We start from the raw sequence: 24,855 nt of genomic DNA, 5'->3' as shown, positions 1-24,855 counted from the left end.
GTGAACTGTCGTCTGGAGAGCTAATTTGTGAGAGTCACTTACCGTCATGAGGTCGCCATGCTCACATCCCACTATTCACCTGAACTATTCGAGGAAATAAAGATTCTTGGCTTGTTCAATCTTTCCACCACTCAGGAGGGCATCAAGGTTCACTCGACGGCTGCGCCTGAAGCGATTGAGGCGGCGCGCCGGCTCTATGAAAAGGGGCTGATTACCAAAGATGATGGTGGCTATCTGACAACGCTCGGTCATGAGGCTGCCCAGCACGCCCAAGACCTATTGACCATCCTAGTTAGCGAGCGGCTGGCCAGCTAGTGTTTATGCCTGCCTAGGACTAATACGCTCCGTTCCACCAGGTGAGGGTGGGGCGTTACCTTTAGCACGGTGCTTGAGCATCGCGATTTGATTGCTGCCTCTGTCGGCAGTGCTTCGTCGGCATGTTGATGGAGGTTGGCATTGATGATGTGTCACAGAAGGGTCAGGTTCACTCTGGCTGACATCCAAAGCGACGCTTTTCGCCTCCATCAACGAAATAAATGCCACGGCCTGGCGAGTCTTCTTCCAGACGCCTGATTCTCCCTATAATCCCTTTACACCTATGCATCCGTGCTCTTGGCATGGATGCATGCCAGAGCGTTGGTTTTATCGGCATGTCATTGAGATTGCCACCATGCTGACATGCTATTCTCCCTCCCCATTGCGTGATCCGTGCCCCTTGGAGAGAGACCCCCTGGACCCCCGATGAGTGAGCCCTTCAATACCTGGCAGGCCCGCTTCGAGCGGCTGCGCGCCAACAAGCTGTTCGAGACCTGCGTGATAACCATCATTCTCGTCTCGGCATTGTTGATCGGTGCTAAAACCTATGAAGAGCAGACCAGCCGTTTCGAACAGGTGCTGTACTATTTCGACTGGGCGGTGACGCTATTCTTTCTTGTCGAAATCCTCATCCGCCTAGCTGCCGAACGCTCGATCAAGGACTTTTTAAAAAGCGGCTGGAATGTCTTCGATACGCTGATCGTCGCGGCAAGCCTGATACCGCTGGATGATTCGGAAATGGTCCTGCTTGCGCGCCTGCTCCGGGTCTTCAGGGTGCTGCGCCTGGTGTCGATGATTCCTGAACTGCGCATTCTGCTGGCCGCGCTTATCAAGTCGATCCCTCGCATGGGTTACGTGGCCCTGCTGATGTTCATCATCTTTTATATCTATGCAGCGCTTGGCAGCTTTCTTTTCCATGAGGTTGATCCCTTCCTGTGGGACAACATCTCGGTCGCCATGCTGACGCTGTTTCGTATCGCTACCTTCGAGGACTGGACGGATGTGATGTACGCCACCCAGGAGCTGTATGCCTGGAGCTGGCTTTATTACCTGACCTTCATCTTCCTGACCGCCTTCATTTTTCTCAACATGATGATCGGTATCGTGCTCGACGTGATGCAGAAGGAAAGCGTACAGATGGAGATCGAGAGTGGTACCGGAGAAGCCGGTGAATTGCATGCGTTGCGCCGCGATGTCAAAGCGCTGAGCGAACAGATATCTCGGTTGGAGGAGGGGCTTTCCCGGGAGCGATAGTTGACAAGCGCTCGCTGTACTGATTTGCTTAGTGGTATGAATACGACATCTTCAGCCCTTCGCCTAGATCTACGACTACTACTAGCAGGCCTTTGAGCCCGCTGGGCGGCGCGTCGCGTCGCATTGTAGAGTCCAAGTTTGCAGGTCGTTGAGGTAGCAAGATGTCAGTCAGCCATATGTTTTCAAGCGTACGTAGCGCAGCGTCTTCCAGGGTTTTCGACCCTCGAAGCTCACTCTTTGCATCTGCTTATCGCTATTTTTTACCGACCGGCGCCCCGGACTGCATTCAGCAGCCGGGGCGTCGTCGTTTGCACACGCCATCACTCGCCTCGCGCCAGGAGTTCACGCCATGATGCTCACCGACCCGTCCAGCAAATACCGTCCTTTCGTTGCTGTTGATTTGCCCGATCGCCAGTGGCCCAGCCAGCGTATCGAGACGCCGCCGCTTTGGTGCAGCGTGGACCTGCGTGATGGTAACCAGGCGCTGATCGACCCGATGGATCTTGAGCGCAAGAAACGCTTCTTCGATCTGCTGGTACAGGTCGGCTTCAAGCATATCGAGATCGGCTTTCCGTCCGCCTCGCAGATCGACTTCGATTTTGCCCGCGAATTGATCGAGGATGACCTGGTGCCGGACGACGTGACCATTCAGGTGCTCACTCAGGCGCGCCCGCATCTGATCGATAAGACCTTCGACGCCCTCAAGGGGGCGAAAAAGGCCATTGTGCACGTCTATAACGCCACCGACCCGGTATTTCGCCGCGTGGTATTCAACGTCGACAAGAGCGACTGCATCAAGATCGCCTGTGATGCCACTGCGTTGATCCGTCAGCGCATGGAAGAGGCGCCGGAAACCGACTGGACCTTCCAGTACTCGCCGGAGCTGTTCACTACCACTGAAATGGATTTCGCCGTCGAGATCGTCGATGCGGTCATGGCTACCTACGGCGCTACCGCCGAGAAGCCGATGATCGTCAATCTGCCGGCGACCGTTGAGTGCGCGACCCCCAACAACTACGCCGATCAGGTGGAGTGGTTCTGCCGTCACATCAGCCACCGCGATCACCTGATTGTCAGTGTGCACCCGCACAATGACCGTGGCACCGGCGTTGCGGCCGCCGAGTTGACCGTGATGGCCGGCGCAGACCGTGTCGAGGGTACCCTGTTCGGTAATGGTGAGCGCACCGGTAACGTCGATATCGTCACCCTGGCCATGAACCTCTATACCCAGGGCGTACATCCGGGCCTCGACTTCTCCAACATCACCCCGATCATGCGTGAGGTCGAGCACTGCAATCAGTTGCCGGTTCACCCGCGCCACCCCTATGTCGGCGATCTGGTGTTCACCGCCTTCTCCGGCTCCCACCAGGACGCCATCAAGAAGGGCATGGCCGCGCGTCGTGAAGACCCGGAAGCGGCATGGGAAGTGCCCTACCTGCCGATCGACCCGATGGATGTCGGTCGTAGCTACGAGGCGGTGATCCGCGTCAACAGTCAGTCCGGGAAGGGCGGTATCACCTATCTGCTCGAGCAGGAGCACGGCATCGAGTTGCCGCGCCGGTTGTCCATCGAGTTCAGCCAGGTAGTGCAGGAAGTCGCCGATCGCACCGGACGTGAGATCACATCAAAAATGATCTATCAGGCCTTCAGTGACGAGTACCTGGAGAAGGACACTCCTTTCGCTCTGATCAACCACCGCATGTCCTCGGAGCCGGACAGCCCGCGTGTCCATCTCGAGGCAGTGATCGAGCACAACGGCGAGCGCAAGACGATCAGTGGTGAAGGTAACGGGCCGCTGGCCGCCTTTATCAAGGCACTGGTGGCCTACGGCGTGGAAGCCGAGATCATCGACTACCATGAGCACTCTCGCGGCCAGGGCGCCGACGCCGAAGCCATCGCCTATGTCGAGGTGCGTGCGGGTGATGAAGCGATCTTTGGCGTGGGGCTCGACGAGAGCATCACGGCCGCTTCCATGAAGGGCGTGATCGGCGCCCTCAATCGTCATCTGGCCGACGAGCCGGTGGCCGCCAACGTCACTGCCGAGACGCTGGAAGCCGTCAAGTAATCGTCGCGGCCCCGGTGTCAATGGCACCGAGGCTGCCGGTTGGCATGACAAGGCGTGCACCCCTCGCCAGACCGTATCGCCCCCGTGGCCGACAGGCCGCGGGGGCTTTCGTTTGCTGGGGCTTCCGTTTGCTGGGGCTGCATTGTCGCTGGACGCGACCGCGACCTAGAGTGGCGTCTTGCTGGCAGCGCCGGGCACCTCGCGCACCAGGCGCGGCATCAGGAAGCCGGGCAGTTGGTCACGCAACGTCTCGACCAGGTGGCGGGCTTCCTCGTCGGGCACATCGAAGTGAGCGGCGCCACTCACCGGGTCGAGCACATGCAGGTAGTAGGGCAGCACGCCGGCCTCGAAGAGCCGTTCCGAGAGCGCGGCCAGGGCCGCCACGCTGTCGTTGACGCCGCGCAGCAGCACGCTCTGATTGAGCAGGGTAACCCCTGCGTCTTTCAGTCGTGCACAGGCTGCCACCACCTCCGCATCGATCTCCTGGGCATGGTTTGAGTGCAGCACTACTACCTTCTGCAGTCGGCTGCTACCCAGCCATTCGAGCAGTGCTTCATCGATACGGGCGGGGATCACTACCGGCAGCCGGGTGTGAATGCGCAGCCGCTTGAGATGCGGGATCTCCTCGAGGCGTGCCACCAGCCAGGCGAGTTGGCGATCGCTTGCCGCCAGCGGGTCGCCGCCGGAAAGTATGACCTCATGGATCGAGGTGTCCTCGCGCAGGTAATCCAGGGTCTCCTGCCACTGAGCCCTCGAGGGCGAATTCTCCTGATAGGGGAAGTGGCGGCGAAAACAGTAGCGGCAGTTGATGGCGCAGGCAGGGCTCGCGATCAGCAGCACGCGGCCGGCGTATTTGTGAATCAGTCCCCGGCGTGGCGTGTGATCGGTCTCTTCAAGAGGGTCGGCCACGAAGCCGTCCACCGCATCGGTCTCCGCGACCAGCGGTAGCACCTGGCGCAGCAGCGGATCGGTCGGGTCGCCTGGCTGGATGCGAGTCAGATAGGCCTCGGGAACGCGCACCTCGAACAGGGCGTGGCCGTCTCGGGCGCCGGGCAGGGCATCGTCGTCGAGCCCCAGTCGGCGGCACAGCTCGACGGGGTCGCGGACCACATTGGCCAGCTGGCGCTGCCAAGCAGGCGCGCCGGGAGGAGAGGAGGGCGACGATGCAAGCGAAGAGGCGAGATCGCTTGCAATCTGCACATTGGCAGGGCTTCGGGTTATCATGCGCGCACACTATCATAGGGCGAGGGCCTGGGCCCGCGTCACATTTTCGATTCACGTCCGTCTCGTGGCCGGCGTGACCAACTATCGGTGAGGAATCATGGCGAACTATTCTACCAACGAATTCAAAGGCGGTCTGAAGGTGATGCTCGATGGCGACCCCTGCGCGATCGTTGAGAACGACTTCGTCAAGCCGGGCAAGGGCCAGGCCTTCAATCGCGTCAAGCTGCGCAATCTGATGACCGGTCGCGTCTGGGAGCGTACCTTCAAGTCGGGTGACTCCCTCGAAGGTGCCGACGTGCTCGAGCTGGAAATGGAGTATCTCTACTCCGACGGCGACATGTGGTACTTCATGAAGACCGACGGCTCCTTCGAGCAGTACGCGGTCGAGAAGCGCGCCCTGGCAGAGACCGAGAAGTGGCTCAAGGAGCAGGTGCCCTATACCGTGACGCTTTGGAATGACAACGCCATCAACGTCACGCCGCCGAACTTCATCGAGCTCGAAGTCACCGAGACCGACCCCGGCCTCAAGGGTGATACCGCTCAGGGCGGCTCCAAGCCGGCGACCCTGTCTTCCGGTGCCGTGGTGCGCGTGCCGCTGTTCATCAATGAGGGCGAGGTGCTGAAGATCGACACGCGCTCTGGCGAGTACGTCTCCCGCGCTTGATTCCCGCGCTTGATTCCGGGTCCTTCCTGCGCTCGCAGAGGGCGCCAGGTGGCTGAACCTCGTCCATAAAAGGCCACACTCTCTGGGGTGTGGCCTTTTTGTCTCTGGAGAACTATCGATGAGCATTGATTGGCGACCTACCGCCGAGATCGCGACGCTTCGCGAGCGAGCCCGTCTGACAGGACAGGTGCGGGCTTTCTTCGCTGCCCGGCAGGTGCTCGAGGTCGAGACACCAATGCTTGGTCATGGTGGCAGCACCGATGTGCACCTTGATTCCTTGTCCTGCGAAGCTACGACCTCTGCGGGGCGAGAGCGACTATGGATGCAGACTTCGCCGGAGTTTCATATGAAGCGCCTGCTGGCCGCCGGCAGTGGCCCCATCTTCCAGCTTGCCCGCAGCGTTCGTGACGGTGAGGTAGGCAAGCGCCACAACCTCGAGTTCACCATGCTCGAGTGGTATCGGCCGGGCTTCTCGCTTGCTGCCTTGATCGACGAGACCGATGCCTTGATTCGCGAGGTGTTGCCGCAAGACCCCGGACCGCAGCGCCGCCATCGCTATCGCGACCTCTTTCGCGAGAGCGTGGCCATCGACCCCTTCACGGAAAGTATCGATACGCTGCGTGAGCTGGCCGGCACACGAGGCGACCTGGACATGGCGGGTGCCGAGCGGGATGACTGTCTGGATCTATTAATGAGTCTTGCCATCGAGCCGAGGTTGGGGCGTCAGGGGCTGGATGTGGTGATCGACTACCCGGCCAGCCAGGCGGCGCTGGCGCGACGGCACCGTGACCCCGAGGGCGGTGAGTGGGTGGCCTCGCGCTTCGAGGTCTATCTCGAGGGGCTGGAGCTTGCCAACGGCTATGACGAGCTGACCGACGCCGACGAGCAGCAGGCACGTTTTCACGAGGACAACGCCGCCCGCCGGTCGCTTGGCAAGCCGCAAGTCACACCAGATGAGCGCCTGGTGGCGGCACTTCGCTCAGGCATGCCCGCGGGCAGTGGGGTGGCGCTGGGCCTCGACCGGCTGTTTCAGCTGGCGCTAGGTAGAGATAGCGTCGCCGAGGTGATGGCCTTCTCAACGCCTTGCTGTTGAACGCCCGGCCAGGGGATGGCCGGGCGCAGGCCGCCATCAAGACGAGATGCGCCGATGACGGGGCGACAATTCAGGGGTTTGTCTCAGGCGCGTGACGGGTACTCTGCTGATCTGATATCTCGCCGAGGCGCTCGCCCATGAGTACGCCGGCATTCAGGCTGGCGCTATCGAAGTCGACCTCGTGGCCGAAACACATCACGACCGTCGAGCCGAGCTTGAAGCGTCCCATCTCGGCGCCTTTCTCCAGGGTGATCGGCTCGTCGAAGCGAATGGATTGCACCTGATTGCTCAGTGGGGTGATCTGGCCGGCCCATACTGTCTCGATGGCGGCGACGATCATCGCGCCTACCAGCACCATGGCCAGCGGGCCTTCCTCGGTGTCGAAGATGCACACCAGCCGCTCGTTGCGGGCGAAGAGGGCCGGCACATGATCGGCAGTGGCCTGGTTGACCGAGAAGATGCGCCCTGGCACATAGACCATCTCCTTGAGTGTGCCGGTCAGCGGCATGTGCACCCGGTGATAGTTGCTGGGCGACAGGTAGACGGTGGCGAAACTGCCCTGACGGAAGGGCGCGGCCCGGTGCATGTCGCCGCCAAGGAGGCTGGTCAGCGAATAGGCCTGGCCCTTGGCCTGGATCAGGGTGCCGTGGTGGGTGCGGCCGAATTGTGACAGGGTGCCATCGGCGGGCGATGCCAGGCCCTCGGCAATGGGGCGTTCGCCCTTGCGCAGTGCGCGGATGAAGAAGTCGTTGAAACAGGCGTAGGCGGTCGGGTCCGGTTCGGCGGCCTCGTCCATGTCGACCTTGAAGTGCTTGATGAAGGCGCGGATCAGGGCATTCTTCAGCCACCCCAGGCGCGTCTCGGCAAGAAAGCCCACCACCCGGGAGATCAGGTGATGGGGCAGGGGGTACTGGATCAGGGCAAACAGCTTGTCGCGGGTCACGTATTAGGGCGTCCGTTGGTGTTCGGTGGGGCATCGATCATGGTTCGACCAGTGCTCGAGGGGTGTCGATTAGCTCCGCTTAGCGCTCGATCGGGGTATCGTCACGATTCCCCCAGTCTTTCCAGGAACCGGGGTAGGCGCGGATTTTGTCAAAGCCCAGGGCCTTGCCGGCGAGCCAGGTCAGGCCGCTGCGGTGATGGCTCTGGCAGTGGGTGACGATGTCCATGTCAGGCGTCAGCCCCAGAGCTTCGAGTTCGGTGATCAATTCGGCATAGTCGCGCAGGCGCAGGGCATTGTCGCGATCCATCACATCCAGCCAGTCCATATTGACAGCGCTGGGAATGTGTCCCAAGTGCTTGTTCTCGCCTTTTTCGCCGTCGTATTCGGCCTGTGAGCGCGCGTCCCAGACGGCAAAGTTTCTGTCGCCCAGACGCGCCTGGATGCCTTCGGCGTCAATGCTCACCTCGGGATGCAGGATCTCGGCCTCATAGTGGCTGAGGACCGGCTCATGGGGGCGAGTCTCGGTGGCGAGCCCTTCCTGGCGCCAGGCGTGAATGCCGCCGTTGAGGTAGGAATAGCGCGTGTGGCCAATCAATTCCAGGGTCCAGAGCAGACGTCCGGCCCAGCCGCCGCCCTCGTCGTCATAGGCCACCACATGGGTGTCGCGCTCTAGCCCCAGTGAAGAAAATAGCGCGGAGAGCTGCTCGACACTGGGTATGTCGTTAGGCACGTCGCTGTTGCCACGTAGCAGGTGCTTGAAGTCGAGGAATACCGCGCCAGGTACATGGCCTTCAAGGTAGCTGTCGGCTTTCGCCGGCACATCGATGATCAGCAGATCCGGGTGACCAAGCCGAGCCTCGAGTTGCTCGGGTTCGACGATCAGTGGCAGCAGGTTATCTTCGGAGCTCATGGGTCACGCCTCACAATGAATCAGAGAATACCAAGATCATGGCACAGCCGGCTGGGCAGTTTCTAATGCTGCGCCACTTTGGCGTTTAGCGACTTGGATTGTTGAGGCTTTCGAGGATGCGACGGTAGCTGTCGAAGCGCCGCGGATCGATCTCGCCGCGCTCCACGGCGGCCAGCAAGGCACAGCCGGGCTCATGGCGATGGCGACAGTCGCGAAAGCGGCAACGGCCGAGGTGGTCGCGGAACTCGATAAAGCCCTGTGTGACCTCGTCCTCGGTCAGGTGGCCCAGGCCGAACTCGCGAATGCCGGGGGAGTCGATCAGCTCGCCGCCATCGGCCGAGGGCAGCCGGTAGAGTCGGGCGGTGGTGGTGGTGTGGGTGCCCTTGCGGGAGTCCTCGGATAGCGCACCGATGCGCAGCGCCTCATCGGGTAACAGGCGGTCGATGAGTGAGGACTTACCGACGCCACTCTGACCAACGAACACCGAGGTGCTGTCAGTCAGGCGAGCATGCAGGGCCTCCAATCCATCCGGGCGTTGGATGGTGGCCTCGACGACCGGATACCCCAACGCTGCATAGCGGTCGAGCAGCACCTTGAGCTCACCGCCATCGTCGGGCAGCAGGTCGATCTTGTTGAGCACCAGCACCGGGGTGATGCCGGTGGCCTCGGCGGCCACCAGGTAGCGATCGATCAGGTTGGCATGGGGAGCCGGCTCGACGGCGAAGACGATCAGGATCTGGTCGATGTTGGCTGCCACTGGTTTGAGCTGAGCTCGGGCATCGGGGCGTTCGAGGACGTTGCTGCGCTCACCCCTTGCGACCACGACGCCGCTGCCTTCTTCACCCAGGCGCCAGACCACCCGGTCGCCGGTGACCAGGCTCTCGAGGTTGGCGCGCAGATGGCAGCGGTATTGGGCGCCGTCTTCGCTGGCGGCGACGGCCAGGCTGCGGCCGAAGTGAGCGATCACGCGGCCCTCGCGTTCGGGCCCGTATTCGCCCGCGCCCAGGGCGGCGTTGTCATCGACGTCGTTGCGGCTTGCGCGCTTGGTGCGCTCGGCCTGAATTTTCTCGATGCGCCAGCGCTGCTGGCGGGTCAATTTGCGTTTGCTCATGCGGGCCCAAGGGTCTGTACAATGGCCTGCATTGTACCCACCCAGGAGACACCCCACCATGGCCGATGAGCAGGGCGCGCCACGCAATGACCTCTTGATCTGGATCGATCTGGAGATGACCGGTCTGGACCCGAACCGTGAACGCATCATCGAGATCGCTACCTTGATCACCGACAGCGAACTGAATCTGGTTGCTGAAGGCCCGGCGCTCGCCGTTCATCAATCTGATGTCCTGCTGAACGGCATGGATGACTGGAATAAGAAGACGCATGGCGCCTCGGGGCTGATCGAACGGGTCAAGAAGAGCCCCATCGATACCGCGGAGGCCGAGCGCCAGACGCTTGAATTCCTGGCAGCCCATGTGACGCCGGGGAGTTCGCCGATGTGCGGTAACAGCGTGCATCAGGACCGTCGCTTCCTGGAGCGTGAGATGCCGGCACTGCTGGCTTTCTTCCACTATCGCAATATCGACCCCTCGACCCTCAAGGAACTGGCCAAGCGCTGGAATCCGGGCGCACTTGTCGGCTTCGAGAAGAAGGGCACTCACCAGGCACTGGACGACATTCGTGAGTCCGTGGCCGAGCTGGCACATTACCGCAACACCTTCCTGCAGCCGCCGAATCAGGCCCGTGACGAGGAAGAGTAAGCGATTGGCAGTGTGAGAAAGGTGCAGACCATCTGAGAAAGAGACGCTAGCTCAGAAAGGTAACGGCATAGCTAGGCAAATATTTAGACGATGCGCTGGGCGCGCTTGTGATACTGGCGCTCAAGCGCCCAGCGCACATGCTCGCGCACCAGGTCCGAGGGGTAAGCCAGCCGCGCCTTGAGGGCGGCTTCCACGGATTCGCTCCAGGGGGCGTTGCCGAGCCCTACTGCCAAGTTGCGCAGCCAGCGCTCGTAGCCGATGCGGCGAATTGCGCTGCCTGCGGTCTTGTCCAGAAATTCCTCTTCGCTCCACGCAAAGAGCTTTTTCAGCTCGATGCGGTCGAGATCGTGGCGGGGCGAGAAGTCATCTTCTTCGCTGATCTTTGTGAAGCGCGTAAAGGGGCAGACGAGCTGGCAGTCATCACAGCCGTAGACGCGATTGCCCATTGCCTCCCGGTATTGCTCGGGGATGGAGCCGTGCAGCTCGATGGTCAGGTAGGAAATGCAGCGCCGCGAGTCGACGACCTTGTCCTCGACGATGGCGCCGGTCGGGCAGGCGGTGCGGCAGGACGAGCATTTGCCACAGTGCTCAGACTCGAAAGGCGCATCCACCGGCAACGGCAGATCGGTGTAGAGCTCACCCAGGAAAAACAGCGAGCCTGCCTGGGGGTTGAGCAGCATGGCGTTCTTGCCGAACCAGCCCAGCCCGGCCTTCTGCGCCAGGGCACGTTCCATCACCGGGGCCGAGTCGACAAAGGCTCGGTAACCGAAGGCCCCGACCTCGGCTTCGATCCGCTTGGCGAGGTTGGCCAGGCGTTTTCTGATCAGCTTGTGATAGTCCCGGCCCAGCGCATAACGTGATACATAGGCGGTATCGGGCTGGCCCAGCACCTTGGTGGTCTCAACCTCGGGCGGCAGGTAGTCCATGCGCACGCTGATCACGCGCAGCGTGCCGGGCACCAGCTCTTCCGGGCGGGTGCGCTTGGTGCCGTGCTTGGCCATGAAGCCCATCTCGCCGTGATGGCCTGCTTCGAGCCAGCGTTCGAGATAGCGCTCGTGGGTGGCGAGGTCCGTGTCGGTGATGCCAAGTTCCTGAAAGCCAAGTTCACGGCCCCAGGTCTTGATCCGCGCGGCGAGTGCCTGCAGGTCTGGGGCGGAAAGCTCGTGATTAGCGGAGACGGAAGTCGACATGCGAAAGGAGTCACGGCGTGGATGGCGGCTGAAGTGGCGGCTTGGCGTCGCCAGTCGGGCGACGAGCGCCCACACCCTACACTAGTCTCTTGGTGTCGTCATATGAGGAGCCACACATGCACAACGAGGCAGGACGCCCGCTCTACCGGGCGGCTCAGGTAGGTGAACTTGACCAGCGCACCATCGCCGCGGGGATCGAAGGCTTTGCGCTGATGCAGCGTGCTGCTGCAGCGGCATACCGCCGCCTGCGCGAGCGTTGGCCGGCAGCGAGGCGACTGAGTGTGTTCTGCGGCGCGGGTAACAATGCCGGCGATGGCTATGTGATCGCCGCATTAGCGGCCCTGGATGGGCTCGACGTGCAGCTCTATAGCCTGCGCTATCCCGCCGCGCTTCAGGGCGATGCCGGCCGAGCGGCGATGATGGCCCGTCAGGCGGGTGTCGGCATGAGCACCTGGACGGCCGAGGACTCGCTTGACGGCGAGTTGATCGTCGATGCGCTGCTCGGTACCGGCCTTGCCGGTGAGGTGCGTTCGCCCTTCGATGCGGCGATCGAGGCGATCAATGCAAGTGCCTCTCCGGTGCTCGCGGTGGATATTCCCTCGGGACTCTCGGCCGACACAGGCGCTGTGCTGGGGTCGGCGGTGCGGGCAAGTCTTACGGTTACCTTCATTGCCGACAAGCTTGGCCTGCATACCGGTGCCGGCCCGGCATGCTGCGGCGAGGTGCGCCTTGAAGCGCTGGGCGTCGAGCCGCTCGACCATGCGGATATTGAGCCGGCGGCATGGCGGCTCGGCGCAGACACAGCGTTGCCCCCTCGCGACCGGGATAGTCACAAAGGGGCATTCGGTCATGTGCTGGTGATCGGCGGCGCGCCGGGCTTCGGTGGGGCAGCGCTGCTGGCAAGCCAAGCCGCGGCGCGACTCGGCGCCGGCAAGGTCAGCCTGGCTACCGCCCCCGAGCATGTCACGGCGAGCCTGACGCGCTGCCCGGAAGTCATGGTGCATGGCGCGCGCAACGCCAATGACCTGGGATCGCTGCTAAGTGCTGCCACGGTGCTGGTGGTGGGACCGGGGCTGGGGCTTGGCGCTTGGGGGCAATCCATGTTGCAGGCGGCGCTGGGCGCCGGTAAGCCGCTGGTGGTGGATGCAGACGCCTTGAATCTGCTGGCCAGTCACTGGCCCGACGTCGGGCGCGACGACTGGCTACTGACCCCTCACCCTGGCGAGGCGGCGAGGCTGCTGGGTAGCAACGGCGCTGCGATTGAGGCCGATCGCCCGAAGGCGGCGCGTTCTCTGGTGGATCGCTATGGTGGCGTGATGGTACTCAAGGGGGCCGGCAGCCTGGTCGCTGATGCTCAGGATCTCGCGGTCTGTCCTTTCGGCAACCCTGGCATGGCAAGCGGCGGTATGGGTGATGTGCTGTCCGGTATACTGGGCGCATTGATCGCCCAAGGGCTCAGCTTGCCTGAAGCGGCACGGCTTGGTGTGGTGCTGCACGCCAGGGCAGCGGATCAGGCCGTGGCAGAGGCCGGGGAGCGTGGTTTGCTGGCCGGTGATCTGGCATCCTATGCGCGACGATTGATCAATGGCAGGAAAGACGATGTACGTGATACTTCCGGATGAACAGACTCAGGTCGCCTTCGGCAAAGCCCTGGGACTCGCCCTAAAGGGACGCGGGCAGGTCCATCTGGAAGGTGAGCTGGGTGCCGGCAAGACGACCTTGACCCGAGGGGTGCTGCGCGCCTACGGGCATGAGGACGCGGTCAAGAGCCCGACCTATACGCTGGTCGAACCTTATGAGCTTGGTGACGTCCATATCCAGCACTTCGATCTTTACCGGCTTGGCGATCCAGAAGAGCTTGAGTTCATGGGCGCCCGTGACCTGCTGGGCGATGATCAACTGAGCTTGATTGAGTGGCCAAGCCGCGGCGCTGGCTGGCTGCCGATACCGGACCTGAACGTCAAGCTTGAGGTGCAGGATACCGGGCGTAGCGCCTGGCTTGAGGCCAACACGGATTGGGGACGTCTGGTACTTACTCAGCTTGCCGACTGGGCCGCCAACAGGGACTTTTCGACGACACCATGAATGTGATCGCTACCATTTCAGGCCTTAGGCGTTGCGGCCTTACACCTTCGGTCCTGTTGCTGGCAACACTCTGTGGCATGCTTTCAGGGCCTGCCATGGCAGCCGATGTAGACAACATGCGGCTGTGGGCAGCACCCGACCATGCGCGTCTGGTGTTTGACCTATCGTCCTCGGTCGATGCCGATGTCTTTACTCTGGATAACCCTGACCGGCTGGTGATCGATCTCAAGGACAGCACGCTTAAAACCGACAGCGAGGCGTTGAATCTTGAGGGCAGTGCCATCACCTCGGTAAGGACGGGCGTGCGCAGTGGCAACGACCTGCGCGTGGTGCTGGACCTTGGCCGGCGTGTCGAGCCACGCCATTTCTCGCTGAGCCCCAACGATCAGTATGGCCACCGTCTGGTGGTGGATCTCGAATATCCGGGGGAGAGTGCGGTCGAGGATCCGATCGAGGACATGATTCGCGCTCAGCAAGATGACGCTCAGCCGGCGGCGCCCACTGGGCAGGCCAAGGCGGCACCGCATCCCAAGCGCGACATTATCGTGGCCGTGGATGCCGGTCATGGGGGCGAGGATCCCGGAGCAATCGGCAGTCACGGTACTCGTGAGAAGGATGTGGTGCTCGACATCGCCCGCGCATTGAAGCGCATCATCGACGCAGAGCCGGGCTTTCGCGCGGTGCTGATCCGTGACGGCGACTATTATGTCGGCCTGCGTGAGCGCACGCGCATCGCCCGGGAGCAGAAATCCGACTTCTTCGTCTCGATTCATGCCGATGCCTTCACCAGTTCTCGGCCCAAGGGCAGTTCGGTGTTTGCCCTGTCCCAGCGTGGTGCCACCTCGGAAACCGCCAAATGGCTCGCCAATAGCGAGAACCGTGCCGACTTGATCGGTGGCGTGGACGGTAACCTGTCACTGCGTGACAAGGACGAGGTGCTACGCGGGGTGCTGCTTGATTTGACCATGACGGCGACGCTCAATGATTCGCTGGCCATTGGCGGGCAGGTGCTCGATCGGCTCAAGCGGGTCAACACGCTGCACAAGCCAAGGGTCGAGCAGGCGGGCTTCGTGGTGCTTAAGTCGCCGGATATCCCCTCGCTGCTGATCGAGACAGGCTTTATCTCGAACCCTCAGGAAGAGCGGCGCCTGAAAGATCCATCGCACCAGCGCGGATTGGCGCAGGCCATTTTCTCGGGTATCGAGGCGCACTTCACCCGCAATCCGCCGCCGGGTAGCCTGCTCGCCTGGCAGCGCGATCAGGGACGTGGCCAGGCCAGTAACGAGTACCGCATTCAGCCCGGTGACACGCTATCCGAGATCGCTGCCCGCCATCAGGTGTCGCTGGCCATGCTCAAGCAGGCCAACGAGATCAACGGGGACAAGATCCGGGTGGGCCAGGTGCTGCGCATTCCGCGCAGCTGAGCCTCGCGGGCGAGGGCGCTCCGACTGACCAGGCAATACGGCGCCCGATATCGGCGATGACACCGGCCCTCGGCCGGTGTCCGGTGCCTCATCCCCGTTTCAGACAGATCAGAGATGCTATGACAGATAGGCATGCCATCCAGGTGCTCGATCCGCGCCTGGCCAACCAAATCTCCGCCGGTGAGGTGGTCGAGCGCCCCGCTTCGGTGATCAAGGAGTTGGTCGAGAACGCCATCGACGCTGGCAGCCAGCGCATCGAGCTTGAACTCGAGGCGGGTGGTGCCCGGCTGATCAAGGTGCGTGACGATGGGTCAGGCATTAACGAGGACGACCTGCCGCTGGCGCTGGCGCGCCACGCGACCAGCAAGATTACCTCGCTCGATGACCTCGAGGGGGTGGCGAGCCTTGGCTTTCGCGGCGAGGCACTGGCCTCTGTCAGTGCGGTCTCGCGGCTGGAGCTGACATCGAACGTTACCGACGACCCCCGTGAGGGCTGGCGAGTGGTGGCCGAGGGGCGTCGCATGGAGCCCCGTGTCACGCCTGCGCCGCACCCCAGAGGGACCTCGGTGATCGTGCGCGATCTGTTCTTCAATACCCCGGCACGACGCAAGTTCCTGCGCACCGAGAAGACCGAGTTCGGCCACGTCGAGGAGACCTTCCGGCGTCTGGCACTGTCGCGCTTCGACATTGGCTGGACCCTGCGCCACAACCAGAAGACCGTCCACCAGCTGCGCCCGGGCGATGATGGCGCCTCGCGTGAGCGTCGTATCGGCACGCTGCTGGGCAGCAAGTTTCTGGACAACGCACTGCACCTGGATATTGAAGCCAGCGGGCTCCGGCTGTGGGGTTGGGTGGGGCTGCCAACGCACTCCCGTGCTCAGGCCGATCAACAGTATTTCTTCGTCAATGGCCGCGTGGTGCGCGACCGTCTGGTGGCCCACGCGGTCCGCCAGGCCTATCGGGACGTGCTTTTCCACGGTCGCCATCCGGTGTTCGTGCTCTATCTGGAACTCGACCCCTCGGTGGTCGATGTCAACGTGCATCCCACCAAGCACGAGGTGCGCTTTCGCGATGGGCGTCTGGTACACGACTTCCTGTTCTCGAGCCTGCATCGGGCGCTCGGCGAGGTGCGGCCCAATAGCGATGCGCCTGGTCAAGAGAGTGAAGCGGGTGGAGCACCTCTCGAGCAGGGCGTCGATCACAACGGCGTGGTGTCGCCTGGTTCGGCCGGCCCGTCAGGTGATCATGCTGGCGAGTCGGGTCGCTGGCAGCAGCAGCCGATGGCGCTGCGCCCGGCAAGTGATGAGCGCCATCCCGGTGCCAACAAGGTTCGCGAGTTCATGGCGGGGTACCATGCCCTGCACCCCGATCATGAAGAAAGCCTGCTGACCCCCCAGGTGACGCCGCCCGGCGGGGTGGCCGCCGGTACGGCACTGGCCGAGCGCGAAGAGGCGAAGGCCACCCGTGCGCCCTCGACGCCGATGCCCGAAGACGATGCCACTCAGGCGCCGCCCATGGGCTATGCCGTCGCCCAGTTGCACGGCGTGTATATTCTCGCCCAGACCGAACGCGGCATGGTGGTGGTTGATATGCACGCCGCCCACGAGCGGATCACCTACGAACGCATGAAAACCCAGGTACACGGCGATGCGCTGGAGGCTCAGCCGCTGTTGGTGCCGGTCTCTCTGGCAGCGAGTCCCGGCGAGGTCGCCACCGCCGAGTCAGAGCGCGACGCCTTTACCCGTCTGGGCGTCGAGCTCGACGTGGCTGGCCCGGAAACGCTGCTGGTGCGCCAGGTGCCGACCCTGCTCGCCGATGCAGATGTCGAGCCGCTGATTCGTGACATGCTCGGTGATCTCGAGCGCTATGGCCGTTCGGATCGTCTCGAGGCCCATATCAATGAGTTGCTCTCGACCATGGCCTGCCATGGAAGCGTGCGTGCCAATCGGCGCCTGTCGATCGCCGAGATGAATGCCCTGTTGCGCGATATGGAGCGCACCGAGCGCAGCGGACAATGCAATCATGGCCGCCCGACCTGGTTCGAGATGTCGATGCATGAGCTCGACAAGCGTTTTCTGCGGGGGCAATGATGAGCGCGACATCAACGACCAGTAAGGCTGATGATCGCCCGCTGGCGATCCTGCTGATGGGGCCGACGGCGGCGGGCAAGACCGATCTTGCCATGGGGCTGCATGAGCGTCTGGGTTGTGAGCTGATCAGCGTTGATTCGGCGATGGTCTATCGTGGCATGGATATCGGTACCGCCAAGCCCAGTGCCGAAGAGCTTGCCCGAGCCCCGCATCGACTGATCGATATTCGTGATCCGGCCGATACCTACTCGGCGGAGGATTTTCGCCAGGACGCGCTGCGAGAAATGGCGAACATCAGCGAGGCCGGCGGAGTCCCGTTGCTGGTGGGCGGCACCATGATGTATTTCAAGCATCTCATCGAGGGCGTCGCCAACCTGCCGAGCAGTGACCCGGCGGTGCGCGCCGATATCGAGGCATTGGCTGCCGAGGGCGGGCTTGGCGCGGTGCATGAGGCGCTTGCCGAAGTCGATCCCGAGTCGGCGGCGCGCATTCATGCCAATGACCCCCAGCGGTTGATGCGAGCGCTTGAGGTGCAGCGTATCAGTGGGCGGGCGATGAGCGAGCTATGGCGTGAGCAGCAGCGTGAAACCTTTCCCTATCGTACGCTGTCCATGGCCGTGTCCCCCAGTGATCGTGGCTTGCTGCACGCGCGCATCGCCGAGCGCTTCGATGCCATGCTGGCCGGCGATTTCCTCGCTGAGGTCGCTGCCCTGCGCGAGCGGCCGGATCTGCATCCGGGACTGCCCTCGATGAAGAGTGTCGGCTATCGTCAGGCATGGGAGCATCTGGATGGCCACTATGGCCGGGCAGAACTTCGCGAGCGTGGGGTGATAGCGACCCGTCAGCTGGCCAAGCGTCAGCTGACGTGGCTGCGCCGTTGGCCGGATCTGCATTGGATCGATAGCCAAGGTGCTGAACCGTTCGAGGAAGCCTTGAATCTCGTGCGCCACTGCGGGACATAGCGTAAGATAGTTGGTTGGATTGGCTCGTTCTTTTCGAGCCGCACACTATCCGTGCCGAGGAGTGGCAGATGCCGCGCCGAGGCCGATAAAAACGACATCAAAGAGACAGATTAGGGAGAGCAAAATGTCCAAGGGGCAGTCCCTCCAAGACCCTTACCTGAACATCCTGCGCAAGGAGCGCATTCCGGTATCGATCTTCTTGGTCAACGGTATCAAGCTGCAAGGACAGATCGAGTCCTTCGATCAGTTTGTGATCCTGCTGCGTAATACTGTCAGCCAGATGGTATACAAGCATGCTATCTCGACGGTCGTGCCGTCGCGTAACGTGCGCCTGCCCGCCCAGGACCCTGCGGCGGCCGAGGAAAGCTGATTACGAGGTACTGATTGTTTTTTGAACGTCCCGACGCCGGAGAAACGGCGATCCTCGTCCATGTCGACTTTCAGGATGAGAAGGAGCGCGAAGACTCGGGAGAATTCCTCGAGCTGGTGCGTTCTGCTGGTGCCGAGCCGGCTACCCTGATGCAGGGCAGCCGGAGCCGCCCCGATTCTCGTACCTTTATCGGCAGTGGCAAACTCGAGGAGCTCAAGGAGCTTCGCGAGATACATCATGCTGAGCTTGTGATCTTCAACCACGCCCTGAGCCCGTCTCAGCAGCGCAATGTCGAGCAGGCGTTGAAGTGTCGGGTGCTCGATCGTACCGGGCTCATTCTCGATATCTTCGCTCAGCGCGCTCGCACCCATGAGGGCAAGCTGCAGGTCGAATTGGCCCAGCTCGAGTACATGTCCACACGCCTGGTGCGCGGCTGGACCCACCTTGAGCGTCAGAAGGGCGGCATCGGCCTGCGTGGCCCGGGCGAGACTCAGCTTGAGACCGACCGTCGGCTGTTGCGCGGGCGGATCAAGTCGATTCACAAGCGTCTCGACAAGGTGCGCTCTCAGCGCGAGCAAAATCGCCGAGCAAGGGCGCGGGCAGAAATCCCCAGCGTTTCGCTGGTGGGCTATACCAACGCCGGCAAGTCGACGCTGTTCAATAGCGTGACCCAGGCTAGTGTCTTCGCCGCCGACCAGCTGTTCGCGACGCTTGATCCGACCCTGCGCCGTCTCGAAATCGAGGACGTAGGGCCTGTGGTGCTGGCCGATACCGTGGGCTTCATCCGCCACCTGCCGCACAAGCTGGTCGAGGCCTTTCGCGCCACGCTGCAGGAGGCCGCCGAGGCCAGCCTGCTGGTGCACGTGATCGATGCCGCTGACCCGGATCGCGAGCTCAATGTTGCGCAGGTCGATGAGGTGCTCGAAGAGATCGGTGCCGACGAGGTGCCGTGTCTTAAGGTGATGAACAAGATCGATCTGTTCGGCAGTGCGCCACGCATCGAACGTGATGGTGATGGACGCCCCCAGTCGGTATGGGTGTCGGCCCAGCAAGGGCTGGGGCTTGACCTGCTGCAGCAGGCACTCTCCGAATGCCTTGTCGAAGATGTGCTGGATACCTCCATTGCGCTGGCGCCTGAGCAGGGCAAGCTGCGTGCCGGCCTGCATGATCTGGGCGCCGTGCGCGAAGAGCGTTTCGATGAGCAAGGCCGCACACTGCTTGATATCCGTCTGCCCAGGCGTGAGTTCATGCAGCTGATGGCGCGACTCGGTGAAAAAGCCGATACCTATCTGCCTCCTGAAGAACAGGAAAAGCCGGTATGGGAACCTTAAGGGTTTTCTGATGCCCTTGATTAAGGGCAAGATGGCGCTTAGCGCTACTGGCAGGACGGCCGGGGCACAGAATAGAGCATGACGATCGTTCGCATCGCATGATGGGTCGAGACGCGACGCTCTCGATCCACGACGCAGTCAACGCAGAGTGGAGAATACGTATGGCTTGGAATGAGCCTGGTGGAGGCAAGCAGCATGACCCCTGGAGTGGGGGCGGCCGACGCGGTGGTAGTGGCGGCGGTAACAATGGAGGAGGGGGCGACAATCAGGGGCCACCCGACCTCGATGAAGCCCTTAAGAAATTTCAGGACAAGATCAATAGCCTCCTAGGTGGTCGTGGTAAGCGTAGTGGCGGCGGCGGCAATAAATCGGGAGGCGGTGGGCGGAACACCTTCGCACTTCCGGGCTTGTTGATCGTGATTGCGTTGGCCGTATGGGCAGCCTCAGGGTTCTATCTGGTCGACCAATCAGAGCGTGGTGTCGTACTGCGTTTTGGCAAGTTCCAGGAAATCGTCACACCTGGCCTGCAATGGAATCCGCCCTTGGTGGATGATGTGCATATGGTCAATGTGACGCGTGTTCGTTCGCTGACCCAGACGCAAACGATGCTCACGGAAGATGAGAACATCGTCTCCGTCGAAATTTCGGCCCAGTATCAGGTCTCCGATCCGCGTGATTTTGTGCTCAATGTCCGCAATCCCGAGGTTAGCCTCGAGAATGCGCTGGACTCTGCGCTTCGCCACGTGGTCGGCGGCACCGAGATGATCGATATCCTGACCTCCGGTCGTGAGATTCTCGGCAGTGCGGTCAGCAGCCGCCTGCAGTCCTATCTGGACAGCTATGGCACGGGGCTTTTGCTGCAGACCATCAACATCGAGTCGACCGCGCCACCGGATGCGGTTCAGGATGCCTTCGATGACGTCATCCGTGCTCGCGAAGATCGCCAGCGTACGATCAACCAGGCCATGGCCTATGCCAACGCGATCATCCCCGAAGCTCAGGGGCAGGCGCAGCGTCTGATCGAACAAGGGCAGGGGTATCGCGAGTCGGTGGTCGCCGAGGCGCAAGGTCAGGCCAACCGTTTCAACTCGTTGCTGACCCAGTATGAGAATGCGCCGAGTGTGATGCGTGAACGCCTCTACCTCGACACCATGAGCGAGGTTCTGGGTCGCACCGACAAGGTGCTGGTCGATGCAGAATCGAGCCCGATGATGTACTTGCCGCTGGATAAGCTGCGTTCGGGCAGCACCTCCAGGCAAAACGGTCAGAACAATCAGGATGCCAATGCTCAGAATCTCGACTCTCAGCAGCTTGAGCGCCAGCGTGGCCAGAGCCAGCAGTCCAGTCGCAGTTCAAGTTCCAGCAATAGCACCAGCGGTATCCAGAGGGAGGGCCGGTAATGATTAATAATCGCTCCCTGCTGATCGTCGGCGGCCTCGCCGCTGCCGCCTGGTTGGCCAGCAACAGCCTGTATATCGTTGATGAAACCGAGCGCGCCGTTAAACTGCGCTTTGGTGAGATCATCGAAGAAAATATTCAGCCTGGCCTGCACGTGAAGATTCCCATCACCCAGACAGTGAGGACCTTCGACACGCGTGTGCTGACGCTGGATACCGATGCCAGCCGCTACCTGACACGTGAACAAAAAGCGGTGATCGTCGACTCCTACGTCAAGTGGCAGGTGGTGAACCCTACCCGTTACTACGAGGCGACTGCCGGTGACGAGATGATGGCCGTGCGTCTGATTCAGCCCCGCGTCGACGAGAGTCTGCGTAACGAGTTCGGTCGCCTCAATCTGCAGCAGATCATCTCCGAGCGCCGTGATGACCTGATGACCGGTCCGACGCAGGAACTTGACAGGCTAATGCGCGAAGAACTGGGTGTGGCGATTCGCGACATCCGCGTCAAGCGCATCGACCTGCCGGAAGACGTATCCTCGGCGGTTTACTCCCGCATGCGCTCCGAGCGTGAGCGTCAGGCACGGGAATGGCGTGCGCAGGGTCAGGAAGAGGCCGAGCGTATCCGCGCCAATGCCGACCGTCGCCGCCAGGTGCTGCTGGCGCAGGCTCAGTCGCGTTCTGAAACGCTGCGTGGTGAAGGTGATGCCGAGGCGGCAGCCATCTACTCCGAGGCCTATCAGCAGGATGAGGAGTTTTACTCCTTCTGGCGCAGTCTTGATGCCTATCGTCAGAGCTTTGACGGTGGTGGCAACATGATGGTGCTCGATCCGTCGAGTGACTTCTTCCGCTACCTCAAGAGCCCGTCGCCAGAGGGCGAGCAGTGATCGCGCCGGCGTGAAGCGTGCGTTAGCGTGAACCAACGAGCGGGGTTACGATCACCCCGCTCAGGGTTCATCACTGCAGCAAACGTGGTAGAATCCTGAGACCGGGCGTTGCCCGGTTTTTTTGTGGGCGTTTCTACGGATCGTGCGACTCCGTTCTCACGGGGTATGCATTCCATGGCATGGATTCCGAGGCCTTTTGACGGTCTTGTCGTCCCGGCCAGCGCCCGGTTAGGCCATTCAACCTTGGCAGGACAGAACATGACCATCGCTGACCGCTGGTTGCTCCCCGACGGCATGGATGAAGTGCTGCCGCCCCAGGCGGCGCGCATGGAAGAGCTGCGTCGGGCGCTGCTCGACCTCTACCATCGCTGGGGGTATGACCAAGTGATGCCGCCCCCGCTCGAGTTTCTCGACTCGCTGCTGACCGGGACCGGTACCGACCTTGACCTGCAGACCTTCAAGCTTACCGATCAGCTTACCGGGCGCATGATGGGGGCCAGTGCCGACGTGACCCCTCAGGTCGCGCGGATGGATGCGCACTCCCTGAAACGCCAGGGGCCGGTGAGGCTTTGCTATTGCAGCAACGTGCTGCGGGCCAAGTCTGATCAGCACCAGGGCAGTCGCAGCCCTGTCCAGGTTGGCGTCGAGCTGTTCGGTCATGCCGGCCTCGAAGCGGATCTCGAGATCCTTCGTCTGGCACTATCTAGCGTCAAGGCTGCCGGTGCTCATGAAGTCCATCTGGCATTGGGGCATATCGGCCTCTATCGCAGCCTGGTGCAGGCGGCCGAGCTGGATCGAGACGAGGAGCGCGCTATCTTCGCGGCGCTGGAACTCAAATCACCTGGCGATTTGTCAGCCTGCGTCGAATCGAGCGTCACGGACCCGGCACTTGCCGAGATGTTCCTCGCGCTAGTCGACCTGCATGGCGGGCTTGACGTGCTTGATGAGGCCAGGCGTGTGTTCGCCGAAGCGCCGGCACCGGTCGCTGCGGCCCTGGATCAATTGGCGGCATTGTGTGATGGCGTGGCGGCGGCCGACCCGCAACTCGATATGTATATCGATCTTGCCGAACTGCGTGGTTATGAGTATCACACCGGCATGATGTTTGCGGCCTATGTCCCGGGATATGGCCAGGCGCTGGCCAAGGGTGGGCGCTATGACGATACCGGGCGAGCCTTTGGGCGTGCTCGCCCGGCCACCGGCTTCTCGATGGACCTGAAGCTGCTGGCGACCCTTGATGAGCAGCAGCCTCCCTGCGACGGTATCTGGGCCCCGGCCGACGATGCCCCGGGCCTTGCCCAGGCCGTCCAGGGCCTGCGCCAGGCCGGAGAGCGTGTCGTGCAGGCTCTGCCCGGCCAACGCACTGGACCCGCCGAGCACCGCTGCAATCGCCAGTTGGTGCGCATGGGCGATGACTGGCAGGTGTCTCACCTGGCCTGAGGCCGGTGATGAGGCTTCGATTGACGGATTCTTTGATCAAGAGACGAGAGCAATGGGCAAGAACGTAGTCGTACTGGGCACCCAGTGGGGTGACGAAGGCAAGGGCAAGGTCGTCGACCTGCTGACAGAATCAGCCGCCGCGGTGGTGCGCTTTCAGGGCGGCCACAATGCCGGCCATACCCTGGTCATCGACGGTGAAAAAACCGTCCTGCACCTGATTCCTTCCGGCATCCTGAGGGATGACAAGACCTGCGTCATCGGCAACGGGGTGGTGCTTTCACCAGAGGCGCTGATCAAGGAAATCCACGAGCTGGAAGAAAAGGGCGTACCGGTGCGTGAGCGCTTGCGCCTGTCGCCGGCCTGCCCGCTGATTCTTTCCTATCATGTGCGCCTCGATCAGGCGCGCGAGAAGGATCGCGGCGTGGCCAAGATCGGTACCACCGGTCGCGGCATCGGCCCGGCTTACGAAGACAAGGTTGCCCGTCGTGGCTTACGCCTGGGGGATCTGCAACATCGTGAGCGTTTTGCCTCCAAACTCGGCGAGGTGCTGGCGTATCACAACTTTGTGCTGACACGCTATCACGGTGAAGAGCCGGTCGATTTCCAGGAAGTACTCGACGAGGCCATGCAGATGGGCGAGGACCTGCGCCCGATGGTCTGCGACACCGTGGGCCTGGTTCATGATTTCCGCAAGGCCGACGAGAACATCCTCTTTGAGGGTGCCCAGGGTTCCCTGCTGGATATCGACCACGGCACCTACCCGTTCGTTACCAGCTCTAACACGACGGCTGGCGGTACCGCGACCGGCTCGGGTGTCGGCCCGCTGTATCTCGATTATGTCTTGGGTATCACCAAGGCCTATACCACCCGCGTCGGTTCCGGCCCGTTCCCCACAGAGCTATTCGATGATCACGGTCGCCACCTGGCCGAGAAGGGGCACGAGTTCGGTGCGACTACCGGGCGTCCGCGGCGCTGCGGCTGGTTCGATGCCGTGGCCCTGCGCCATGCGGTACAGATCAACTCGGTCTCTGGCCTGTGCCTGACCAAGCTTGATGTACTCGACGGTCTGGAAAACATCCGCGTCTGCATCGGCTATCGCAGCAAGGATGGCGAGGTGCTGGATACGCCGGTGGATTCCGAAGGGTATGAAGCCATCGAGCCGCTGTATCAGGATCTGCCGGGTTGGAGCGAATCGACCCTGGGTGCCAAGCGTCTCGAGGACTTGCCGGTCAACGCCCGTGGCTATATCCACTTCCTGGAAGAACAGGTCGGCACGCCGATCGATATCATCTCCACCGGGCCGGACCGCAACGAAACCATCGTGTTGCGTAACCCGTTCGACGAGTGAGCCGTCGAAGCCACATCAGCGCATGACACAAGTAAGTAACACACAAAGGCCGGCAATATTGCCGGCCTTTGTGTATCTATCTTCTGCGTTCATCTTGTCGATGGGG

General features: G+C 62.0%; 22 protein-coding genes. 17 read left to right on the top strand and 5 right to left on the bottom strand.

Going from position 1 to position 24,855, the window contains the following annotated elements; genetic code table 11:
- Nucleotides 1-57: 57 nt before the first annotated feature.
- The 3 genes from HF027_RS05615 to leuA all read left to right on the top strand — a co-directional run bounded on the left by HF027_RS05615 (nucleotide 58) and on the right by leuA (nucleotide 3,634).
- Complete coding sequence (locus HF027_RS05615; protein WP_168013702.1) at nucleotides 58-315, top strand: TIGR02647 family protein; 258 nt, start codon at nucleotides 58-60, stop codon at nucleotides 313-315.
- A gap of 426 nt (nucleotides 316-741) precedes the next feature.
- Nucleotides 742-1,569, top strand: a complete 828-nt coding sequence (locus HF027_RS05610) for an ion transporter (RefSeq protein WP_168013700.1) — start codon at nucleotides 742-744, stop codon at nucleotides 1,567-1,569.
- A 349-nt stretch (nucleotides 1,570-1,918) separates the two neighbouring features.
- Nucleotides 1,919-3,634 (top strand): 2-isopropylmalate synthase, encoded by a 1,716-nt coding sequence (leuA, locus tag HF027_RS05605; RefSeq protein WP_168013698.1) that lies wholly within the window; start codon nucleotides 1,919-1,921, stop codon nucleotides 3,632-3,634.
- Between the two features lie 165 nt (nucleotides 3,635-3,799).
- Here leuA and epmB read toward each other — a convergent pair whose 3' ends face one another.
- On the bottom strand, nucleotides 3,800-4,858 hold the full coding sequence (gene epmB, locus HF027_RS05600; RefSeq protein WP_168013696.1) for an EF-P beta-lysylation protein EpmB: 1,059 nt from the start codon (nucleotides 4,856-4,858) through the stop codon (nucleotides 3,800-3,802).
- Between the two features lie 97 nt (nucleotides 4,859-4,955).
- On the opposite strand from epmB, the gene efp reads away from it, so the two are divergent.
- Complete coding sequence (efp, locus tag HF027_RS05595) at nucleotides 4,956-5,522, top strand: elongation factor P (RefSeq protein ID WP_168013694.1); 567 nt, start codon at nucleotides 4,956-4,958, stop codon at nucleotides 5,520-5,522.
- Nucleotides 5,523-5,640: 118 nt separating this feature from the next.
- Complete coding sequence (gene epmA, locus HF027_RS05590) at nucleotides 5,641-6,615, top strand: EF-P lysine aminoacylase EpmA (RefSeq protein ID WP_168013692.1); 975 nt, start codon at nucleotides 5,641-5,643, stop codon at nucleotides 6,613-6,615.
- Nucleotides 6,616-6,685: 70 nt separating this feature from the next.
- On the opposite strand, the gene asd is transcribed toward epmA, so the two are convergent.
- The 3 genes from asd to rsgA all read right to left on the bottom strand — a co-directional run bounded on the left by asd (nucleotide 6,686) and on the right by rsgA (nucleotide 9,579).
- A complete protein-coding gene (asd, locus tag HF027_RS05585; RefSeq protein ID WP_168013690.1) occupies nucleotides 6,686-7,558 on the bottom strand; it encodes an archaetidylserine decarboxylase in 873 nt (290 codons plus the stop codon).
- Nucleotides 7,559-7,637: 79 nt separating this feature from the next.
- Nucleotides 7,638-8,468, bottom strand: coding sequence for a sulfurtransferase (locus tag HF027_RS05580; protein WP_168013688.1), 831 nt, complete (start codon nucleotides 8,466-8,468; stop codon nucleotides 7,638-7,640).
- 85 nt (nucleotides 8,469-8,553) lie between these two features.
- Complete coding sequence (gene rsgA / locus HF027_RS05575; protein ID WP_168013686.1) at nucleotides 8,554-9,579, bottom strand: small ribosomal subunit biogenesis GTPase RsgA; 1,026 nt, start codon at nucleotides 9,577-9,579, stop codon at nucleotides 8,554-8,556.
- Nucleotides 9,580-9,637: 58 nt separating this feature from the next.
- On the opposite strand from rsgA, the gene orn reads away from it, so the two are divergent.
- Nucleotides 9,638-10,225: an oligoribonuclease gene (orn, locus tag HF027_RS05570; protein ID WP_168013684.1), complete on the top strand. Its 588-nt coding sequence runs from the start codon at nucleotides 9,638-9,640 to the stop codon at nucleotides 10,223-10,225.
- An 83-nt stretch (nucleotides 10,226-10,308) separates the two neighbouring features.
- Here orn and queG read toward each other — a convergent pair whose 3' ends face one another.
- Nucleotides 10,309-11,415 (bottom strand): tRNA epoxyqueuosine(34) reductase QueG, encoded by a 1,107-nt coding sequence (queG, locus tag HF027_RS05565; protein WP_168013856.1) that lies wholly within the window; start codon nucleotides 11,413-11,415, stop codon nucleotides 10,309-10,311.
- Between the two features lie 116 nt (nucleotides 11,416-11,531).
- Between queG and HF027_RS05560 the strand changes: the two genes are divergently transcribed.
- The 11 genes from HF027_RS05560 to HF027_RS05510 all read left to right on the top strand — a co-directional run bounded on the left by HF027_RS05560 (nucleotide 11,532) and on the right by HF027_RS05510 (nucleotide 24,749).
- Nucleotides 11,532-13,037, top strand: a complete 1,506-nt coding sequence (locus HF027_RS05560) for an NAD(P)H-hydrate dehydratase (RefSeq protein ID WP_168013682.1) — start codon at nucleotides 11,532-11,534, stop codon at nucleotides 13,035-13,037.
- A complete protein-coding gene (gene tsaE, locus HF027_RS05555) occupies nucleotides 13,015-13,500 on the top strand; it encodes a tRNA (adenosine(37)-N6)-threonylcarbamoyltransferase complex ATPase subunit type 1 TsaE (RefSeq protein ID WP_168013680.1) in 486 nt (161 codons plus the stop codon). Before HF027_RS05560 ends, tsaE begins: the two co-directional genes overlap by 23 nt.
- A 95-nt stretch (nucleotides 13,501-13,595) precedes the next feature.
- Nucleotides 13,596-14,924 carry an N-acetylmuramoyl-L-alanine amidase gene (locus tag HF027_RS05550; RefSeq protein WP_425338666.1) on the top strand — a complete coding sequence of 443 codons (1,329 nt, stop codon included), beginning with the start codon at nucleotides 13,596-13,598 and terminating at the stop codon, nucleotides 14,922-14,924.
- A 119-nt stretch (nucleotides 14,925-15,043) separates the two neighbouring features.
- On the top strand, nucleotides 15,044-17,014 hold the full coding sequence (mutL, locus tag HF027_RS05545; protein ID WP_168013676.1) for a DNA mismatch repair endonuclease MutL: 1,971 nt from the start codon (nucleotides 15,044-15,046) through the stop codon (nucleotides 17,012-17,014).
- Nucleotides 17,014-17,976 (top strand): tRNA (adenosine(37)-N6)-dimethylallyltransferase MiaA, encoded by a 963-nt coding sequence (gene miaA / locus HF027_RS05540; RefSeq protein WP_168013674.1) that lies wholly within the window; start codon nucleotides 17,014-17,016, stop codon nucleotides 17,974-17,976. Before mutL ends, miaA begins: the two co-directional genes overlap by 1 nt.
- A 124-nt stretch (nucleotides 17,977-18,100) precedes the next feature.
- Nucleotides 18,101-18,346 carry an RNA chaperone Hfq gene (hfq, locus tag HF027_RS05535; protein ID WP_136253071.1) on the top strand — a complete coding sequence of 82 codons (246 nt, stop codon included), beginning with the start codon at nucleotides 18,101-18,103 and terminating at the stop codon, nucleotides 18,344-18,346.
- A 14-nt stretch (nucleotides 18,347-18,360) separates the two neighbouring features.
- The gene (gene hflX, locus HF027_RS05530) at nucleotides 18,361-19,677 is read left to right on the top strand and encodes a ribosome rescue GTPase HflX (protein WP_168013672.1); all 1,317 of its coding nucleotides are present in this window, start codon (nucleotides 18,361-18,363) and stop codon (nucleotides 19,675-19,677) included.
- 161 nt (nucleotides 19,678-19,838) lie between these two features.
- The gene (gene hflK / locus HF027_RS05525; protein WP_168013669.1) at nucleotides 19,839-21,077 is read left to right on the top strand and encodes an FtsH protease activity modulator HflK; all 1,239 of its coding nucleotides are present in this window, start codon (nucleotides 19,839-19,841) and stop codon (nucleotides 21,075-21,077) included.
- Nucleotides 21,077-21,961, top strand: a complete 885-nt coding sequence (gene hflC, locus HF027_RS05520) for a protease modulator HflC (RefSeq protein ID WP_168013667.1) — start codon at nucleotides 21,077-21,079, stop codon at nucleotides 21,959-21,961. Before hflK ends, hflC begins: the two co-directional genes overlap by 1 nt.
- Nucleotides 21,962-22,219: 258 nt before the next feature.
- A complete protein-coding gene (locus HF027_RS05515) occupies nucleotides 22,220-23,401 on the top strand; it encodes an ATP phosphoribosyltransferase regulatory subunit (protein WP_168013665.1) in 1,182 nt (393 codons plus the stop codon).
- A gap of 52 nt (nucleotides 23,402-23,453) precedes the next feature.
- Nucleotides 23,454-24,749 carry an adenylosuccinate synthase gene (locus tag HF027_RS05510; protein WP_168013663.1) on the top strand — a complete coding sequence of 432 codons (1,296 nt, stop codon included), beginning with the start codon at nucleotides 23,454-23,456 and terminating at the stop codon, nucleotides 24,747-24,749.
- The last annotated feature ends 106 nt before the right edge of the window (nucleotides 24,750-24,855 follow it).

The sequence above is a fragment of the Halomonas salinarum genome, assembly GCF_012062845.1.
GTDB lineage: Bacteria > Pseudomonadota > Gammaproteobacteria > Pseudomonadales > Halomonadaceae > Onishia > Onishia salinarum.
This window is presented reverse-complemented; position numbering and strand designations above follow the sequence as displayed.

Coding starts and splice junctions, on each gene's coding strand:
- hfq (WP_136253071.1), top strand. CDS start 18,101: ATGTCCAAGGGGCAGTCCCTCCAAGACCCTTACCTGAACATCCTGCGC.
- HF027_RS05560 (WP_168013682.1), top strand. CDS start 11,532: ATGCACAACGAGGCAGGACGCCCGCTCTACCGGGCGGCTCAGGTAGGT.
- HF027_RS05615 (WP_168013702.1), top strand. CDS start 58: ATGCTCACATCCCACTATTCACCTGAACTATTCGAGGAAATAAAGATT.
- tsaE (WP_168013680.1), top strand. CDS start 13,015: ATGTACGTGATACTTCCGGATGAACAGACTCAGGTCGCCTTCGGCAAA.
- hflK (WP_168013669.1), top strand. CDS start 19,839: ATGGCTTGGAATGAGCCTGGTGGAGGCAAGCAGCATGACCCCTGGAGT.
- HF027_RS05515 (WP_168013665.1), top strand. CDS start 22,220: ATGACCATCGCTGACCGCTGGTTGCTCCCCGACGGCATGGATGAAGTG.
- miaA (WP_168013674.1), top strand. CDS start 17,014: ATGAGCGCGACATCAACGACCAGTAAGGCTGATGATCGCCCGCTGGCG.
- HF027_RS05610 (WP_168013700.1), top strand. CDS start 742: ATGAGTGAGCCCTTCAATACCTGGCAGGCCCGCTTCGAGCGGCTGCGC.
- efp (WP_168013694.1), top strand. CDS start 4,956: ATGGCGAACTATTCTACCAACGAATTCAAAGGCGGTCTGAAGGTGATG.
- orn (WP_168013684.1), top strand. CDS start 9,638: ATGGCCGATGAGCAGGGCGCGCCACGCAATGACCTCTTGATCTGGATC.
- hflC (WP_168013667.1), top strand. CDS start 21,077: ATGATTAATAATCGCTCCCTGCTGATCGTCGGCGGCCTCGCCGCTGCC.
- HF027_RS05580 (WP_168013688.1), bottom strand. CDS start 8,468: ATGAGCTCCGAAGATAACCTGCTGCCACTGATCGTCGAACCCGAGCAA.
- mutL (WP_168013676.1), top strand. CDS start 15,044: ATGACAGATAGGCATGCCATCCAGGTGCTCGATCCGCGCCTGGCCAAC.
- epmA (WP_168013692.1), top strand. CDS start 5,641: ATGAGCATTGATTGGCGACCTACCGCCGAGATCGCGACGCTTCGCGAG.
- epmB (WP_168013696.1), bottom strand. CDS start 4,858: ATGATAACCCGAAGCCCTGCCAATGTGCAGATTGCAAGCGATCTCGCC.
- HF027_RS05510 (WP_168013663.1), top strand. CDS start 23,454: ATGGGCAAGAACGTAGTCGTACTGGGCACCCAGTGGGGTGACGAAGGC.
- leuA (WP_168013698.1), top strand. CDS start 1,919: ATGATGCTCACCGACCCGTCCAGCAAATACCGTCCTTTCGTTGCTGTT.
- rsgA (WP_168013686.1), bottom strand. CDS start 9,579: ATGAGCAAACGCAAATTGACCCGCCAGCAGCGCTGGCGCATCGAGAAA.
- queG (WP_168013856.1), bottom strand. CDS start 11,415: ATGTCGACTTCCGTCTCCGCTAATCACGAGCTTTCCGCCCCAGACCTG.
- HF027_RS05550 (WP_425338666.1), top strand. CDS start 13,596: ATGGCAGCCGATGTAGACAACATGCGGCTGTGGGCAGCACCCGACCAT.